This is a genomic window from Rossellomorea vietnamensis NBRC 101237, from assembly GCF_001591825.1.
GTDB classification, from domain to species: domain Bacteria; phylum Bacillota; class Bacilli; order Bacillales; family Bacillaceae_B; genus Rossellomorea; species Rossellomorea vietnamensis.
Genome location: NZ_BCVQ01000033.1, coordinates 1 through 15913 on the forward strand (window position 1 = coordinate 1; position 15913 = coordinate 15913).

Sequence of the window (15913 nt, forward strand, 5' to 3'; positions counted from 1 at the left end):
CAACTGGAGCGGAAATCAACCACTACTCACTACATCCAAAAGCAATGGTATTTACGTATACAGCCAAATGATGAATCCGAACGATTTCGATTTTCAAAAAGAATCTCGAATGATTGTTCGGATTTTCTTTTATCTAAACACTTATGTCCCTGGCTCTTTTTGTTGTGAATCTTTCCTCTTTCACATATACATGTTAAAAAACATGGAAAGAGGGATGAAGGTGGCAGTCATACCTACAGATGAGTGGTTGGCAGAGTGGATTGATAATCCCTTGGATCTTCTCAAGAAAACGAAAAATGGCAAAGACGATCAGCAATCCTTTTATCAATACCTCACAAAGCACGGAATGTATCGTTCTGCGCGTCTCGCAGAAGATATTTACGAAAAAATGAAAGAAAAGAAACTTTGGGAACGATTTGCTCTCTTTGAAAAAAAATATAAGCGGAAGTGGAATGGACCGAGCGTCCCGATCTATCTATTCCCCGTACAGGAAAAAAGGGGGATGTTCCAGTCATCCATGAAAAAATCAGGGGTATGCTTCAAAGATGAAATCTTCTTTTTCGTTACGGACCAGGAAGATCCTAAAGAGTATGAAGCGTTATTTGTCCATGAATATCATCACTGTGTCAGAATGAAGCGGTTAAGCAAAAAGGAGGATCACTACACGCTCCTTGACTCCATCATTTTTGAGGGGCTGGCAGAAACGGCTGTCAAAGAATACTGTGGAGAGAAATATGTGGCTCCCTGGACAAAAGCGTATGATGAACAGGAATTGTCCCGCTACTATGAAAAATGGATAGAGCCCAATTTGGAAGTGAGGCGGGATAGTCCCCTGCATGATCAGCTGCTTCTTGGACAGAAATCCTTTCCGAAAATGCTCGGCTATTCATCGGGCTACCGATTGGTGCAACAGTTTTTAAAGAAACAGGATTCGTCAACCCTTTCCCTCATAGGAGAACCGTCAGCAGCATTTTTGCCATAGAAATCAAGGGGATTGCTGAATCTGATCTTCCTGAAATTAGAATGTCCTGTGCCGTCATATCTTCCTGTTCTTTTCATAAAATATACTAAGCATGGACGGGCTCCAATATCTAAATGTAAGGATAGAGGCGGAAGGTATGGTGGTACAATTGTTCGGGCTCTTTATAGGATTTGGACTGGCTGTTTCAGGAGGAGTAAGTTTAATCATGTATTTAAACTTGCTTACGACCGGAATGACATTTGCAGACTATATAGTCTTCGTCTCCACACGTGTCGAATGTTATTTATTCCTTTTGGGAATCCTCGTCATCACCCTCTCGATCTATATACCCCGCAGAAAAATATAATCACTATCATAAAACCCCTTATGATAGGAATAAATTTACACGGATTAGCCTATACTGATTGACAAATAAGATTGAAGCAAAGCGAGGGGTCAATCATGTTATATCTTCATGATGTATGGGTAAATTGGTTCGAAGGCGAAGAAAATGGTTACAATGTCTGCCATTTTCATGAGTGGAGAAAAGAGGACGTTATTGAATTACTGGATCAGGTTCCTCTGATTAAAGTAGACACGACACTGTTTCATTACATCGAGAATGATCTATCAGAGTTACCTCAACAACTGCTCCATCATGTCTATCAAAAAGCGTATCTTCGAAAAAACCACGAACGGATCCAGTTGGATTATTGTTTCATTGTGACGGATGGTACCGGGATACTGGCAGTGGACACAATCGGATATACCGTTCCAATCAGAAAAAGCAGGCTGATACCAAGACAGGAACAACTGGTGTATGAAATGGTCGAAAGTCATGAAACGGTACAGTATTCCATTGAGCCGGACGGTAAAAGGGAGGATGCGTATCATATTCTTTCCCCGAATCCTTATATGATGAGTGGGCTAACGCGGAAGGAAAGACAATTGAAGCAGCTGTTATTCATGGCCCTTGATCAACTTCACAGTTCAAACAACACGGCGGAAATCCGCTATTGGTACACCGAATGGGCACCAGAGCGCTACCGCACCATACAGGAAATGGATTTCGAAGACATATGGCAGATGCTATATGAAGAAACCCAGTACGGTTGGTCGGACAAGCACCTCACTCTCTGTGAAAATTTGATAAAGGGACAACCATTTTTCGAAAAACTATGGGAAGTGGAGAACCGTCCTAAGGTAAATTGATACTTCGCATGAAAACCTTGAGTCAGGAGTGGGCTTGAGGTTTTTTTGTATGCCGGCAGGAAAAAGGCCAGACACCGCGCAAGCAGTCTCTGGCCTTTCTGTTTATTTCCTCTTTCTCTCTTTTCTTCCCAGTCCCATGGCCTTTTCCATCTTCTTCAGCATTTTGTTTGCTGCGAAGTTTGCCTTTTCTGCACCGCGATCAAGGATATCATCCAATTCCTCTGAATCGATCAATTCATAGTAGCGGTCCTGTACCGGCTTGATGGCGTTTATGACCACCTGTGCCAAGTCACTTTTGAAGTCCCCGTATCCTTTCCCTTCATATTTCTGTTCGAGTTCTTCTATAGATGTACCTTCAAGGATCGAATAGATCGAAAGGAGGTTAGACACGCCGGGCTTGCTTTCTTTATCATATTTCACAATGCCGTCTGAATCGGTTACGGCACTCTTGATTTTCTTCTCGATCTGTTTAGGATCGTCAAGGAGTGTAATGAACGCTTTCTGGTTCGAATCGGATTTACTCATCTTCTTCAACGGGTCCTGAAGGGACATCACCCGGGCACCGACTTTGGGGATTCTTACTTCGGGTACTGTAAAGATATCATTGTATTTATTGTTGAAGCGTTCCGCCAGGTTCCTGGTCAGTTCCAGATGCTGCTTCTGATCCTCCCCGACGGGAACAAGATCTGTTCCATATAACAGGATGTCAGCCGCCATAAGCGGTGGGTACGTTAATAATCCTGCTGAAACGGCCTCTTTGCCATGAGATTTATCTTTGAATTGAGTCATTCTTTCAAGCTCCCCGATATATGTCACACACTGCAGGATCCATCCTGCCTGTGCGTGTGCAGGAACTTCCGATTGAATGAATAATGTGGATTTCTCCGGATCGATGCCACAGGCGATATACAGGGCGGCAAGACTGCGGATGTTTTTACGCAGCTCCATTTTATCCTGAGCCACCGTGATTGCGTGCTGGTCAACCACACAGAAGTAACAATTATATTCTTCCTGAAGCTCGGTGAATTGCTTCATCGCTCCGATGTAATTACCGAGGGTGATCGTCCCACTCGGCTGAATGCCACTAAATATTGTCTTCATTTCATTTCCTCCTAGTTTTACACAAAATAAAAACCCACCCGTCCTATGAAAAATAGGGACGAATGGGATGATTCCGCGGTGCCACCCTAAGTGCCCGTTAGAGCCAGCTTAGTCCATGACGTGCATGGAACCTTTTTAACGTAAGGTCATCCCGTTATGTGCTACTCCGTTTCACACATAAAGCTCCGAAGTCCATTCCTTTTCAAATGAATACTTGTTCACACCACCCACAAGCTCTCTTTGACTCATCATGAAAAGTACTACTCTCCATCCATGCTTATACTTTCATTCATATGTAAATATTATATGAGAAAAAAAGGGTGAATTCAAGTGTACAGAAGGTAGGTCATGATAATCGAAAGGACGAATGCGAGTCCACCGATCAATAAAAAGGATTTCGTAATGGAGTAGGAGCGTTGTACACCATATTCCTCGTGAGCTTCTTTCATCTCATCCAGGTCATCGAACTGGGATATATACTTTCCCTGTTTCGTGCTGTGGCGAAATCTTTTAAGGGCGTACACGATCCCGTTGAAAAATCCCTTTCCAAAAATATAAAGGAGGGCACCGATACTGTTATAGGCAATCCCGATGACAAACAAACTGTCTATAATAGAAAGAAACAGATCTTTTTCCTGCAGTGAAGCCACTACCAGGGCAATGATAAAAATAAGAAAGGTAAGTATGTTGAACAATTTCATTCGTTTCATAATGCTCCTTAAGATGTTTTTAACCAAAGTATACATGAAGGGAGAAGAATAATTCAATCCTCATTCATATATATACAATTCTTTCAAAAGTGTATAAGGGAAGACAACAGACATCCATACAGGGCGTACACACGAACGGTATCTTATTTCAAATGTTGAAAGAGAGGGAAATAAGTATTAATTCTATTATTTATATTTAGTCTGATGTTTTAATATTTATAATAGAAGGGGAGTGTCGGAAGAAGAAAAATCATCCACAATGTAAAATGATTTTACATGGATGAAATTTATGATTGTAACAATTGTAATGGGACAAACTCTCTAAAATATTCAGAAAAAACGTTGATGTAACAGGGTTTCAACAACAATATACCTACTAATCTGATAATTTGGCAAAAAAACTGTTAAATTCATATTGCAATAATTTCTCTATCATGTATAATAAGTAACAAATCTTCTGAAAATTAGAAGATAAATAAATATGAGATTTACGAGGAGGTCAATTTCAAGATGAAGAAAAAGTTTTCATTCTTGCTGGTTCTTCTTCTGGCTCTAAGTACTTTCTTGGCTGCTTGTGGCGGCGACAAGAAGACTGAGGGCAATGAGGAAGGATCAGGTGCAGGCGGTTCTGACGAAAAGAAAGAACAAGTACTTAACCTGCTGGAGGCGTCTGAGATCCCATCGATGGACTCTACTCTGGCAACTGACGCTGTTTCATTCAACGTAATGAACAACGTATTGGAAGGTCTTTACCGTTTAGGTGAAAATGACGAGGCAGTTCTAGGTATGGCTGCTGAAGAACCACAAATCAGTGAAGATGGCAAAACTTACACATTCAAGATCCGTGATGCGAAATGGTCAAATGGAGACCCTGTTACGGCTAACGACTTCGTTTACGCTTGGAAAAAAGCTTTAAACCCTGACACTGGTGCAGAGTATGCGTACATCATGTACGATATCAAAAACGCTGCTAAAGTAAATGCTGGTGACCTACCAGTTGATGAATTAGGTGTTAAAGCAACTGATGACAAAACATTAGAAGTTCAGCTTGAAACTCCGGTACCATATTTCAAAGCTTTACTTTCTTTCGCAACATTCTATCCTCAAAATCAAAAATTCGTGGAAGAGCAAGGCGACAAGTTCGGTCTTGAAGCTGACACGGTTGTGTATAACGGACCATTCACTCTTTCTGAGTGGAAGCATGAGCAAAGCTTCAAACTTTCTAAAAACGAAGATTACTGGGATGCAGAAACTGTGAAGTTGAAAGAAGTTAATTTCAACATCGTTAAAGATACTGCTACTGGTGTTAACCTTTATGAAACAAACAAAGCGGATATCGCTGGTCTATCAGCTGAATTCGTTGACAAGTACAAATCAGATGAAAACTTCAAAACAAGAGCTGCTACGTCTGTATACTTCTTACGTTTAAACCAAGGTAATGAAGTATTGAAAAATGTAAATGCTCGTAAAGCAATCGATGCTGCTTATGACAAGCAAGGTATGGTTGACGTACTTCTTAATAACGGATCCATCCCTGCGTACTACTTAGTACCAAAAGATTTCGTAACAGGTCCTGATGGAACTGAATACCGTGAAGCTGTTGGCGACTTTGGTGGATTCGACGCTAAGAAAGCTGCAGACTACTGGGCTAAGGCAAAAGAAGAGTTAGGTAAAGATTCTATTGAATTAGAACTATTAAACTATGACTCTGACAGCTCTAAGAAAATCGGTGAATTCCTAAAAGAACAACTTGAGCAAAACCTTGAAGGATTAACGGTTAAGATCAAAGCTCAACCATTCAAGCAAAAGCTTGAATTAGAAACTAAAGGTCAATATGACTTCTCTTTCGCTGGTTGGGGTCCTGACTATCCAGATCCGATGACTTTCGTTGACATGTTCGTGACTGACGGTGCTCATAACCAAATGGGTTACTCAAATCCTGAATATGACAAGAAAATTGAACAAGCTAAAGGTGAACTTCTTGACGATTTAGATGCACGCTGGCAGGCAATGGTTGACGCTGAAAAGATTCTTTTCGATGATCAAGCGATCAGTCCAATGTATCAAAAAGGCGTTTCTTATCTAGAGCGTCCGTATGTTAAGAATGTTCTACGTCATTCATTTGGTGCAGATAATTCATACAAATGGGCTTCAATTGAGTAAGTATTAACTCAGTAGACACACCTTTAAAGGGAGAGCGTATGCATGAGCATATGCTCTCCTTTTCCAGTGAATGTCGATAATTATCAAAAAAGTAAAAATACATTGAAAATTTGTCGAAAATAGCTATAATTAAAAATGTAGAAAAAATAAGATAAAAAAGGGGGGCTAAAGAATGGTCAGATATACAATTCAACGTATCGTCTATATGATCATCACTTTGCTTATCATTGCAACCGCCACTTTCTTTCTGATGAAGCTCCTGCCTGGATCTCCACTGCAAAACACAGAAAGGCTGTCTCCGGAACAACAACAAATCATCCTGGATAAATACGGTCTCAACGACCCGCTGCCAGAACAATATATCAACTATATGGTCGGGCTGGCTAAAGGAGATTTGGGGTTATCCTTCCAATATGATAATCGCCCGGTTACTCAAATTCTTGGCAGTCGTATTGGTCCTTCCTCACTTTTAGGATTTCAAGCCATGGTATTAGGAACATTTATAGGACTGTTAGTAGGTATCATTGCTGCAATTAAACACAATACTTGGTTAGACTATGGATCTACTTTCATGGCGGTATTGGGAATATCGATTCCGTCCTTTGTATTTGCAGCGTTATTACAATATTATGTAGGGGTCAAACTTGAATGGCTTCCAGTAGCACTTTGGGGTGAGTATAAGCATACCATTCTACCTACACTAGCACTTACAGTCGGTGTAGTAGCCACTATTGCCCGTTTTATGAGAACAGAAATGTTAGAGATTTTAAACTCTGATTATATCTTACTAGCAACTGCCAAAGGTATATCAAAGACGGGTACCATTGTGAAGCACGGAGTTAGAAATGCCATGATTCCAATTGTTACCATTCTTGGGCCCATGACAGTAGCAGTTATGACTGGATCACTGGTTGTAGAGCGAATTTTTGCGGTTCCTGGATTAGGGGAACAATTCGTCTTATCAATCAACACGAATGATTATACGGTCATTATGGGAATTACCCTTTTCTTTAGTGCTTTATTCATTGGTGTCATTTTCTTGGTAGATATCCTTTACGGAATCATTGATCCGCGTATTCGCTTAGCTGGAGGGAAGAAATAATGGGAGCAAAACAAAAGAAACAAGAGCAACTAGACCAACTTAGTCCAGACCTCTTCCAACCCCAACAGGCTAGTGGAGACGAGGCAGAAAAAATTTCACGTCCAAGCTTAAACTTTTGGCAGGATTCATGGCTTCGTTTGCGCAAGAATAAGGGTGCACTTGTAGGGATCATCATCACTGTCATCATCGTATTCTTTGCCATATTCGGTCCTGGAATGAACGAATATAAATTCAGTGATCAAAATATCCGTCATGCAAAGCTGCCTCCGAAAATTGAAGCGCTTTCAGGGATCAGCTGGCTTCCGTTTGACGGAAAAGACGCTGACGGTTTTGATGTGTATGAATCGAGACAAATCAAAGAGAATTACTGGTTTGGTACAGATGACCTGGGACGTGACTTATGGACACGTACTTGGAACGGAACACGCGTCTCTCTATACATCGGGATACTTGCCGCGATCATTGATTTCCTAATCGGGATTTCATACGGTGGGATTTCCGCTTACTATGGTGGAAGAGTCGATGACGTAATGCAACGGATCGTTGAAATTTTGGTAGGGATACCAAATCTGATTGTTGTCATCCTTTTCATCCTGATATTTGAACCGGGTATTTTCTCCATAACGATGGCGATGGTCATAACCGGCTGGGTCGGTATGTCAAGGATTGTCCGTGGACAAGTCCTACAATTAAAGAATCAGGAATTTGTCCTTGCTTCCCGTACATTAGGGGCAAGCAGTAATCGATTGATCTTCAAACACCTGCTACCGAACGTAATGGGACCAGTCATCATTACAACAATGTTCACGGTTCCTGCTGCAATATATACAGAAGCATTCTTAAGCTTTATCGGATTAGGGATCGCTCCACCTAAAGCGTCTCTCGGATCATTGGTTAATGAAGGATACAGATCTATCCAATCATATCCACATATGATGCTTGTACCATCCGCTGTCATTTCATTAGTCATTCTAAGCTTTAACTTAATGGCCGATGGACTGCGTGACGCACTAGATCCGAAAATGCGTAAGTAATGGAAGGGAGATAATACAATGTCAAAAATTTTAGAAGTGAAAGATCTACACGTCTCCTTCAATACGCATGGAGGGGAAGTACAGGCTGTCCGTGGTGTAGATTTCCATTTAGATAAAGGTGAAACATTAGCGATTGTTGGGGAGTCGGGTTCAGGTAAGTCCGTAACGACGAAAGCCCTAATGAGATTAATTCCAAACCCGCCGGGGTTCATCAAAGACGGGGAAATCCTGTTTGAAGGCAAAGATTTAGCCAAGCTTCCGGAAAAGGATATGCAAAAGATCCGCGGGAAGGATATCTCGATGATCTTCCAGGATCCAATGACGTCTCTGAATCCAACGATGACAATCGGGAAACAAATCATGGAACCACTGGTGAAGCACCAAAACATGAGCAAAAATGACGCGAAAAAACGCGCAATTGAATTATTGAAGCTGGTTGGTCTTCCGAGCCCTGAAACCCGCTTTAAGCAATACCCGCATCAGTTCTCGGGTGGACAGCGTCAGCGTGTCGTCATCGCTATCGCTCTTGCATGTAATCCTAAAATCCTTATTGCCGATGAACCGACAACTGCATTGGACGTTACGATTCAGGCACAGATCCTTGAGCTGATGAAGGATCTTCAAAATAAAATTGAAACGTCCATCATTTTCATCACCCATGATCTTGGCGTAGTTGCGAATGTGGCAGATCGTGTAGCGGTCATGTACGGTGGTCAAATCGTAGAAACGGGAACCGTCGATGAAATATTCTACGACCCCCGTCACCCATACACGTGGGGGTTGATCGGTTCGATGCCGACAACCGACACAGAAGGGGAACAGGAGCTTGTTGCGATTCCTGGTACTCCTCCGGATCTATTGAATCCACCAAAAGGGGATGCCTTCGCTCTCCGAAGTGAATATGCTTTGAAAGTGGATTTTGAACAAGAACCGCCATATTATCAGGTATCTGATACTCATATTGTGAAATCATGGTTGTTACATCCGAGTGCTCCGCAGGTTGAGCCACCAGAAGCAGTGAAAGTAAGACAACGACTAATGCCTTCTAATTATAGAGAGCCGGTACTTGTTGAGGGGGTTCGTTCATAATGACAGAAAAATTACTAGAAATTAAGAACTTAAAGCAATACTTCAACCCGGGAAAACCGAATATGGTTAAGGCAGTCGATGATATCAGCTTTGATATTTATAAAGGGGAAACTCTTGGACTTGTTGGAGAATCGGGTTGTGGGAAATCAACGACAGGCCGTACGATCATTCGTCTTTATGATGCGACGGACGGTCAGGTCCTCTTTAACGGTGAAGATGTTCATGGGAAGAAGTCTCGCTCTCAATTAAAGAAGTTCAACCGTAAAATGCAAATGATCTTCCAGGATCCTTATGCGAGTCTGAATCCCCGTATGAAGGTAGCCGATATCATTGCTGAAGGTATTGATATTCATGGATTGGCTTCTTCCAAGGAAGAACGATTGAAGAAGGTTCATGAGCTACTTGAAACAGTCGGTCTGAACAAAGAGCATGCAGGCCGTTATCCGCATGAATTCTCAGGTGGACAACGTCAGCGTATCGGGATTGCCCGTGCACTGGCTGTGGATCCTGATTTCATCATTGCCGATGAGCCGATTTCAGCCCTTGACGTTTCGATTCAGGCTCAGGTCGTCAATCTGATGCAGGAACTTCAAAAGGAAAAAGGATTAACTTACTTATTCATTGCCCATGACCTTTCCATGGTAAAGTATATCAGTGACCGGATTGGTGTTATGTATTATGGAAAGCTTGTTGAATTGACGACTAGTGACGCCCTGTACAAAAATCCGCTTCATCCATATACTCAATCGCTTCTATCTGCGATACCGTTACCGGATCCCGAGTATGAGCGCACCCGCAGAAGAAAAGAATATAACCCTTCTGTTCATAACTATACAGAGGATGATAATCTTGAAATGCGTGAAGTGGTACCTGGCCATTTCGTTTACTGCTCAGAGAAAGAATTTGCGCAATATCAAGCATCGTATAAAAGCTAAGAAGATGATAAAAGCTCCCTTCAATGAGGGGAGCTTTTTCCATTGATAACGTCTAAATCCTGATGTGATTCATACTATATATTGAAGAATATTCATTTCCTTGGAAATTTCGACAGACTAGGTGGATTAACCCTTTTCTTTCAAGTCATTTCCTTGTTAGAATAGTATAAGGAGTTACATAATTTACTAGATAGCATACTTAATAGAGGAGAGGTTCATTTTGAAATGGAGTAAGGTAGCGACATCTTTATGTGTAGCCACAATGTGTGTCTTGCCCTTCCAGTCAGCAAGTGCCGCTGAAGATGGTCCGGTGAAACATGAGAAGAGAACGTTTGCGATGAGCAAAAAGGAGATTACAAGCCCGGTGCCACGATTTGTATATGATTCAGGACTGAGCTTCGAGTATCCAGATGCGGTAAGAGGGGTATACGTTACAGCACATTCTGCTGGTGGAGCCCGTTTTGATACGCTTACAAAATTAATGGATACCACAGATCTTAATGCCATGGTCATTGATATTAAAGATGACGTAGGGAATGTGACATATGAACCGGAAGAGTCTTCCCCGTATGCCAAGGTGGGTCAGCCGTATATCAAAGATCCTAAAGCGATGTTAAAGACCCTGGAAGAAAAGAAAATCTATCCGATCGCACGTATTGTAGTATTCAAGGATACGGTTCTTGCAAATCAGCGTCCTGACTTGTCATTTAAGGACGGGGACAAGGTTTGGTCAAATGGAGGAGGGGATTCCTTCGTCAACCCTTTCCTCAAAGAAGTATGGGATTATAATGTAGGCATCGCCATTGAAGCAGCAAAAATGGGCTTTCAGGAAATCCAGTTCGATTACGTCCGATTCCCAGAAGGATTCGAGAAGCGTGATGATGAACTCATCTATAACGGAGGGGAATATGCCAAGGAAGATAGTGATAATGTACAGAAACGTGTACATGCCGTCACTGATTTTGTGGAATATGCCCATAAGAAGCTGGAACCATATGGCGTGAAAGTGTCCGTTGACATTTTCGGTTATACGGCAACCCTTCCAGAGGCACCCGGTATCGGGCAGAATTTCTCAAAGATATCTGAAAATGTGGATGTCATTTCATCCATGATCTATCCTAGTCATTGGACACCTTACTTCGGAATTGCCAAACCGGATCTACAGCCGTACGAACTGGTAACAGAATACACGAAGGTGGAGAAAGCGAAAATAGCCAAACTGAAAAATAAGCCGGTCTCAAGACCGTGGCTTCAGGATTTCACCGCTTCCTGGCTTGGCAGCGGAAACTACAAACCTTATGGAAAAGCAGAAGTAGAGGCACAGATCAAGGCGTTGAATGATCAAGGAATCAATGAATTCCTTCTGTGGGATGCAGGTAATTCCTATACGGAAGGCGTCGACTATACTCCTTAATAGAAGAGACTGACCTCTGGAACGTGCAGGTCAGTCTTTTTTTAAAGGAGAAACCGGGACCGAAGCATTGCTTCTCATTTGAAAAAGCGTTGAAATATTGTTATCATTAAAGTATTGGTAAGATTAACCGCTTTCAACCACATCTTCCTCTTCATGGGCAGTACAGCCTGTGATTCCGTACGATTATCCCACGGATAAGACTAACATCTAACATAAACCTATTTTTTTCTGAGAATGATAATGGTATCCCGTTAGTCAATGTCACTCAAAAATTCAAACGAAGGAGTAGATCCATGCACTGGTATGAAAAATTAAATCAATATTTCCCTGTAGAGGAAATGAAATCAAAAGAACATCTTGAATCACTGTTAAAAGAAAGAAGCGACATCTATCACAAAGATGAAGGGCCGCACCATGTCCTTATGTACGCCGAACTTGAAGACTTTATCTTCATCGATTATCTCTTCGTCTCAAAGGATGCCCGTGGACAAGGCCTGGGCCATAAATTACTCGATAAGTTGAAAGAAAAGAAGAAAGCCATCATTTTGGAAGTCGAACCAGTGGACTATGATGACACTGACACTGAGAAGCGCTTGAAATTCTACAAACGTGAAGGATTCGAACACGCCGTCAGTATTGGGTATGCCCGCCGTTCACTTGCTACAAACGAAATAAATGAAATGGAAATCCTATACTGGGCCCCTCAACATGAGTCCGAAGATCTGATCTTTAATTCCATGAAAAAAACATATGAGCTCATCCATACGTATAATGACCACAAATTTTACGGTGCATCTTATCAACCCGTTGACGAAGTGTTAAAGAAGGACGAAGAGCGTGATGGGGACGTATTAAAAGATCTTTAAACGAAAGAAAACCTTATTGCCTATTCGCAATAAGGTTTTCTAAATGAAAAAATGGAAATATACAATATCATGTTTAAGCTAAGAGTGTACCGGGTAAACCCATAATAGAAACAGAATATATAGCTTTGTTAAACCTCTGTACAGGAAATTTGACAAATTAGTTAAAACTATATTCATGGGACTGTAATTCATGTATAATACATAATAGAGATTTCTTATTTAAACTAATTTTAATTAACGTCGTTTAAATAATATACTCTATATTATAAAAATTCCTAAAGGGAGTGTGAATGATTCGTGGTTACATTATTCACTTCACCTAGTTGTACATCTTGTCGCAAGGCAAAAGCTTGGTTAGAAGAGCATGAGATTCCTTATACCGAACGCAACGTTTTTTCTGAACCATTAAGCATTGATGAAATCAAAGAAATCCTTCGCATGACTGAGGATGGAACAGATGAAATCATTTCAACCCGTTCTAAAACATTCCAGAAGCTTAATGTTGACCTGGAAACTTTACCACTTCAAGAACTGTTCGAATTGATTCAAAAAAATCCCGGACTGCTGAGACGACCGATCATCCTTGATGAAAAGCGCCTTCAGGTTGGATACAACGAAGATGAGATCAGACGTTTCCTACCAAGAAAGGTTCGGACATTCCAGCTTCTTGAAGCTCAAAGAATGGTAAACTAAAGTACTCTTTTCCAAGTAGGGGAATATATAAGTAAAAGGGGCTGACCCTTTAAGGAACGTTGCGTCTCCTTTCGGGTCAGTCTCTTTATTTTAGAATAAGTTTTATCACTTGAATTTTCTGCAAATATCCGCTAAAATGTCAAAAACGCCTAGAGGGATTTGTGAGAAAAAAATGGGTGTTAGTTTAATTCCATTTTCTGAGGTTTTATCATAAAATAGAAGTACAAGGTACAAACTAATCTAAATGTATCTTCAATCTTCACCAGCAATAGAGCGTTTTGCTCAGAGGGTGTAGTCCCTTCACTAACATCATGCAAGAAGGGAGAGGTGTTAATTGGAAATCGAACGCATAAACGAAAATACAGTCAAGTTCTATATTTCTTATGGGGATATCGAAGATCGCGGATTTGACCGTGAAGAAATCTGGTATAACCGAGAACGGAGTGAAGAACTCTTCTGGGAAATGATGGATGAAGTTCATCAAGAAGAAGATTTCGGAATTGAAGGACCGCTTTGGATTCAGGTTCAGGCGTTAGATAAAGGGCTTGAAGTCCTTGTTACAAGAGCTCAGGTTTCTAAGGATGGCCAGCGATTCGAGCTTCCTATTCCAGAGGATAAGCTCAAGGAACTTCCTGTCGATGAGCGTATAGAGGAACTATTGGATCAGCATTTCCAAATCAAGCAGGATCAGGATGGGGAAGCTGAAGTTGTTTTGGACTTCACGTTGAAATTCAATGATTTCGAAGATGCGATTTCTCTATCCCATCGGTTGAAAGACATGCCTATGGAACATTTAGAAACAAAGCTGCTTGCATTCGAAGATAAATATTTTATTTATGTTAAATTTTCTGAAGAACACTTTTCAGAAGAAGATATCGATAATACGTTAAGTATTCTGCTTGAATATGCCGATGAATCACGAATGACCGTTCATCGCCTTGAAGAGTATGGCAAAGTGGTCATCCATGACCATGTCTTTGAGACGTTAAGTGAACACTTTTCGTAAGGATCAATACCGGTTTCATATAGAAATCGGTATTTTTTATATCCACTCTCTGTATAAGGGTTTTCAATTTTTGAAACATTAAGCCGGTGGAAGGTGTTACTACATATGAAGAATACGGTAAGGGTCCTCTTATTTTGTGCTGTCCTTGTATTAAGTTATATTTTTTATTTTGATCAGTATCTTTCAGGAATGATGAAGTATTTTAGTATTGTCTTTACATTCTCTGTCGTTGTCATTGGGTTTCTTATTTTCTTTGAAAATCGTCATCCTGCCCAAACCTTGACATGGCTCGTGGTTTTGGGGGCATTCCCGTTTTTAGGCTTCATTTTTTACTTATTATTTGGACGGAATTACAGAAAAGAGAAAATGTATAAAAAGAAGTACATTTTGGATCAGGAAACCTATAATAAATTCGAGCCCGGTCCAAAAGAAATAAACGCAGATATGTTTGGCTTATTTCAAGAAAAGCATTTTCAGTTAGCTCAAAGAATCGGGAATAGTGCTATATCCTTTTCCACCGAAACAAAACTGTTGACCAATGGTAACGAAACGTTCGGTGAAATTCTGACGTGGTTAAAGACCGCAAAGCATCATATCCATATGGAATATTATATTGTGCGTCATGACGAAATCGGTAACCAGATTAAGGATATCCTTATTGAACGGGCCAATGATGGAGTCAAAATACGCTTCCTTTACGATGCTGTCGGTGCCTGGCAACTATCAAAGGATTATATAAATGATTTAAAAAATGCAGGTGTAGAAGTTGTTGCGTTCGGACCTGTTAAGATTCCGGTGCTGAATAATAAATTTAACTTTCGGAATCACCGTAAAATCATTGTCATCGATGGGAGTATCGGATTTGTGGGAGGACTCAATATTGGGGATGAATATTTAGGTAAGAATCCACACTTCGGTTTCTGGAGGGACACTCACCTGTTTGTAAGGGGAGAAGCTGTTCGGACCCTGCAGTTGATTTTTCTGCAGGATTGGTATTATATGACGAACGATGATTTTCTGACACCCGGATATTTAAGTCCTGATCCACTTGAAAATGCGAACGACGGCGGCGTTCAGATGATTGCGGGGGGACCCGATAATGAATTAAGCGTCCTGAAGAATATATTCTTCTCGATGATCACCTCTGCGAAAAAGAGTGTGTGGGTGGCATCCCCTTATTTCGTTCCGGATGAAGATATTTTCTCAGCTTTGAAGATTGCCGCTTTAAGTGGTGTGGATGTGAGACTTCTGGTTCCTCATAAACCGGATAAACGGATTGTATTCCATGCCTCCCGCTCTTATTTCCCAGATCTTCTGGAAGCCGGGGCCCGAATATTTGAGTATCAAAAAGGGTTCATGCATAGTAAAATCGTGATTGTAGATGAAGAAATGGCTTCAATCGGAACATCGAATATGGATATGAGAAGTTTTCACTTGAATTTTGAAGTGAATGCGTTTTTGTATAAAACAGAAAGCACTTCCTCTATTGTAAAAGAATATTTACATGACCTGGAGGAATCGGAAGAATTGCAGCTGGAAGAATTTCAGAAGCGGCATCTGGGATACAGGGTCTTAGAATCCACTTCCCGCCTGATGTCTCCCTTGTTATAGTGTGAAGCCCTCAAGC

15 protein-coding genes and 1 other annotated feature are annotated in these 15913 nt (G+C 41.1%); of the genes, 13 read left to right on the plus strand and 2 right to left on the minus strand.

Features of this window, described 5'->3' with window-relative positions; translation table 11 throughout:
- Positions 1–220 precede the first annotated feature (220 nt).
- The 3 genes from BVI01S_RS15405 to BVI01S_RS15415 all read left to right on the plus strand — a co-directional run bounded on the left by BVI01S_RS15405 (position 221) and on the right by BVI01S_RS15415 (position 2173).
- A complete protein-coding gene (locus tag BVI01S_RS15405) occupies positions 221–982 on the plus strand; it encodes a DUF2268 domain-containing putative Zn-dependent protease (protein WP_159361746.1) in 762 nt (253 codons plus the stop codon).
- 136 nt (positions 983–1118) lie between these two features.
- On the plus strand, positions 1119–1328 hold the full coding sequence (locus tag BVI01S_RS15410; protein WP_034763443.1) for a YuzI family membrane protein: 210 nt from the start codon (positions 1119–1121) through the stop codon (positions 1326–1328).
- Between the two features lie 95 nt (positions 1329–1423).
- Positions 1424–2173 carry a YjbA family protein gene (locus BVI01S_RS15415; protein ID WP_034763445.1) on the plus strand — a complete coding sequence of 250 codons (750 nt, stop codon included), beginning with the start codon at positions 1424–1426 and terminating at the stop codon, positions 2171–2173.
- 102 nt (positions 2174–2275) lie between these two features.
- Here the strand turns inward: BVI01S_RS15415 and trpS are convergent, their stop codons facing one another.
- Both trpS and BVI01S_RS15425 read right to left on the minus strand, forming a co-directional pair.
- Positions 2276–3274 (minus strand): tryptophan--tRNA ligase, encoded by a 999-nt coding sequence (gene trpS, locus BVI01S_RS15420; RefSeq protein ID WP_034763448.1) that lies wholly within the window; start codon positions 3272–3274, stop codon positions 2276–2278.
- Positions 3275–3325: 51 nt separating this feature from the next.
- Positions 3326–3557 (minus strand) — a binding site (T-box leader).
- Between the two features lie 43 nt (positions 3558–3600).
- Positions 3601–3984 carry a DUF3899 domain-containing protein gene (locus BVI01S_RS15425; protein WP_167562124.1) on the minus strand — a complete coding sequence of 128 codons (384 nt, stop codon included), beginning with the start codon at positions 3982–3984 and terminating at the stop codon, positions 3601–3603.
- Between the two features lie 510 nt (positions 3985–4494).
- Here BVI01S_RS15425 and BVI01S_RS15430 point away from each other — a divergent pair.
- The 10 genes from BVI01S_RS15430 to cls all read left to right on the plus strand — a co-directional run bounded on the left by BVI01S_RS15430 (position 4495) and on the right by cls (position 15897).
- A complete protein-coding gene (locus BVI01S_RS15430) occupies positions 4495–6147 on the plus strand; it encodes a peptide ABC transporter substrate-binding protein (RefSeq protein ID WP_034763452.1) in 1653 nt (550 codons plus the stop codon).
- Between the two features lie 172 nt (positions 6148–6319).
- The gene (opp3b, locus tag BVI01S_RS15435; RefSeq protein WP_034763453.1) at positions 6320–7249 is read left to right on the plus strand and encodes an oligopeptide ABC transporter permease; all 930 of its coding nucleotides are present in this window, start codon (positions 6320–6322) and stop codon (positions 7247–7249) included.
- Positions 7249–8283 (plus strand): oligopeptide ABC transporter permease, encoded by a 1035-nt coding sequence (gene opp3C / locus BVI01S_RS15440; protein WP_034763455.1) that lies wholly within the window; start codon positions 7249–7251, stop codon positions 8281–8283. The genes opp3b and opp3C overlap by 1 nt, the downstream gene beginning before the upstream one ends.
- Before the next feature lie 18 nt (positions 8284–8301).
- The gene (locus BVI01S_RS15445; protein WP_034763456.1) at positions 8302–9372 is read left to right on the plus strand and encodes an ABC transporter ATP-binding protein; all 1071 of its coding nucleotides are present in this window, start codon (positions 8302–8304) and stop codon (positions 9370–9372) included.
- The gene (locus BVI01S_RS15450; RefSeq protein WP_034763457.1) at positions 9372–10307 is read left to right on the plus strand and encodes an ABC transporter ATP-binding protein; all 936 of its coding nucleotides are present in this window, start codon (positions 9372–9374) and stop codon (positions 10305–10307) included. Before BVI01S_RS15445 ends, BVI01S_RS15450 begins: the two co-directional genes overlap by 1 nt.
- Before the next feature lie 217 nt (positions 10308–10524).
- Complete coding sequence (locus BVI01S_RS15455) at positions 10525–11721, plus strand: putative glycoside hydrolase (protein WP_411388037.1); 1197 nt, start codon at positions 10525–10527, stop codon at positions 11719–11721.
- A gap of 293 nt (positions 11722–12014) precedes the next feature.
- Positions 12015–12587: a GNAT family N-acetyltransferase gene (locus BVI01S_RS15460; protein ID WP_034763459.1), complete on the plus strand. Its 573-nt coding sequence runs from the start codon at positions 12015–12017 to the stop codon at positions 12585–12587.
- A gap of 297 nt (positions 12588–12884) precedes the next feature.
- On the plus strand, positions 12885–13280 hold the full coding sequence (gene spxA / locus BVI01S_RS15465) for a transcriptional regulator SpxA (RefSeq protein ID WP_032089161.1): 396 nt from the start codon (positions 12885–12887) through the stop codon (positions 13278–13280).
- A 334-nt stretch (positions 13281–13614) separates the two neighbouring features.
- Positions 13615–14286: an adaptor protein MecA gene (gene mecA, locus BVI01S_RS15470; protein WP_034763461.1), complete on the plus strand. Its 672-nt coding sequence runs from the start codon at positions 13615–13617 to the stop codon at positions 14284–14286.
- Positions 14287–14391: 105 nt separating this feature from the next.
- Entirely contained in the window at positions 14392–15897 is a 1506-nt protein-coding gene (cls, locus tag BVI01S_RS15475) for a cardiolipin synthase (RefSeq protein ID WP_034763464.1), read from the plus strand.
- The last annotated feature ends 16 nt before the right edge of the window (positions 15898–15913 follow it).

What these genes read in the sequence shown, in the direction of transcription:
- BVI01S_RS15410 (WP_034763443.1), top strand. Translation starts at nt 1,119, where the DNA reads ATGGTGGTACAATTGTTCGGGCTCTTTATAGGATTTGGACTGGCTGTT.
- BVI01S_RS15415 (WP_034763445.1), top strand. Translation starts at nt 1,424, where the DNA reads ATGTTATATCTTCATGATGTATGGGTAAATTGGTTCGAAGGCGAAGAA.
- trpS (WP_034763448.1), bottom strand. Translation starts at nt 3,274, where the DNA reads ATGAAGACAATATTTAGTGGCATTCAGCCGAGTGGGACGATCACCCTC.
- BVI01S_RS15425 (WP_167562124.1), bottom strand. Translation starts at nt 3,984, where the DNA reads ATGAAACGAATGAAATTGTTCAACATACTTACCTTTCTTATTTTTATC.
- BVI01S_RS15430 (WP_034763452.1), top strand. Translation starts at nt 4,495, where the DNA reads ATGAAGAAAAAGTTTTCATTCTTGCTGGTTCTTCTTCTGGCTCTAAGT.
- opp3b (WP_034763453.1), top strand. Translation starts at nt 6,320, where the DNA reads ATGGTCAGATATACAATTCAACGTATCGTCTATATGATCATCACTTTG.
- opp3C (WP_034763455.1), top strand. Translation starts at nt 7,249, where the DNA reads ATGGGAGCAAAACAAAAGAAACAAGAGCAACTAGACCAACTTAGTCCA.
- BVI01S_RS15445 (WP_034763456.1), top strand. Translation starts at nt 8,302, where the DNA reads ATGTCAAAAATTTTAGAAGTGAAAGATCTACACGTCTCCTTCAATACG.
- BVI01S_RS15450 (WP_034763457.1), top strand. Translation starts at nt 9,372, where the DNA reads ATGACAGAAAAATTACTAGAAATTAAGAACTTAAAGCAATACTTCAAC.
- BVI01S_RS15460 (WP_034763459.1), top strand. Translation starts at nt 12,015, where the DNA reads ATGCACTGGTATGAAAAATTAAATCAATATTTCCCTGTAGAGGAAATG.
- cls (WP_034763464.1), top strand. Translation starts at nt 14,392, where the DNA reads ATGAAGAATACGGTAAGGGTCCTCTTATTTTGTGCTGTCCTTGTATTA.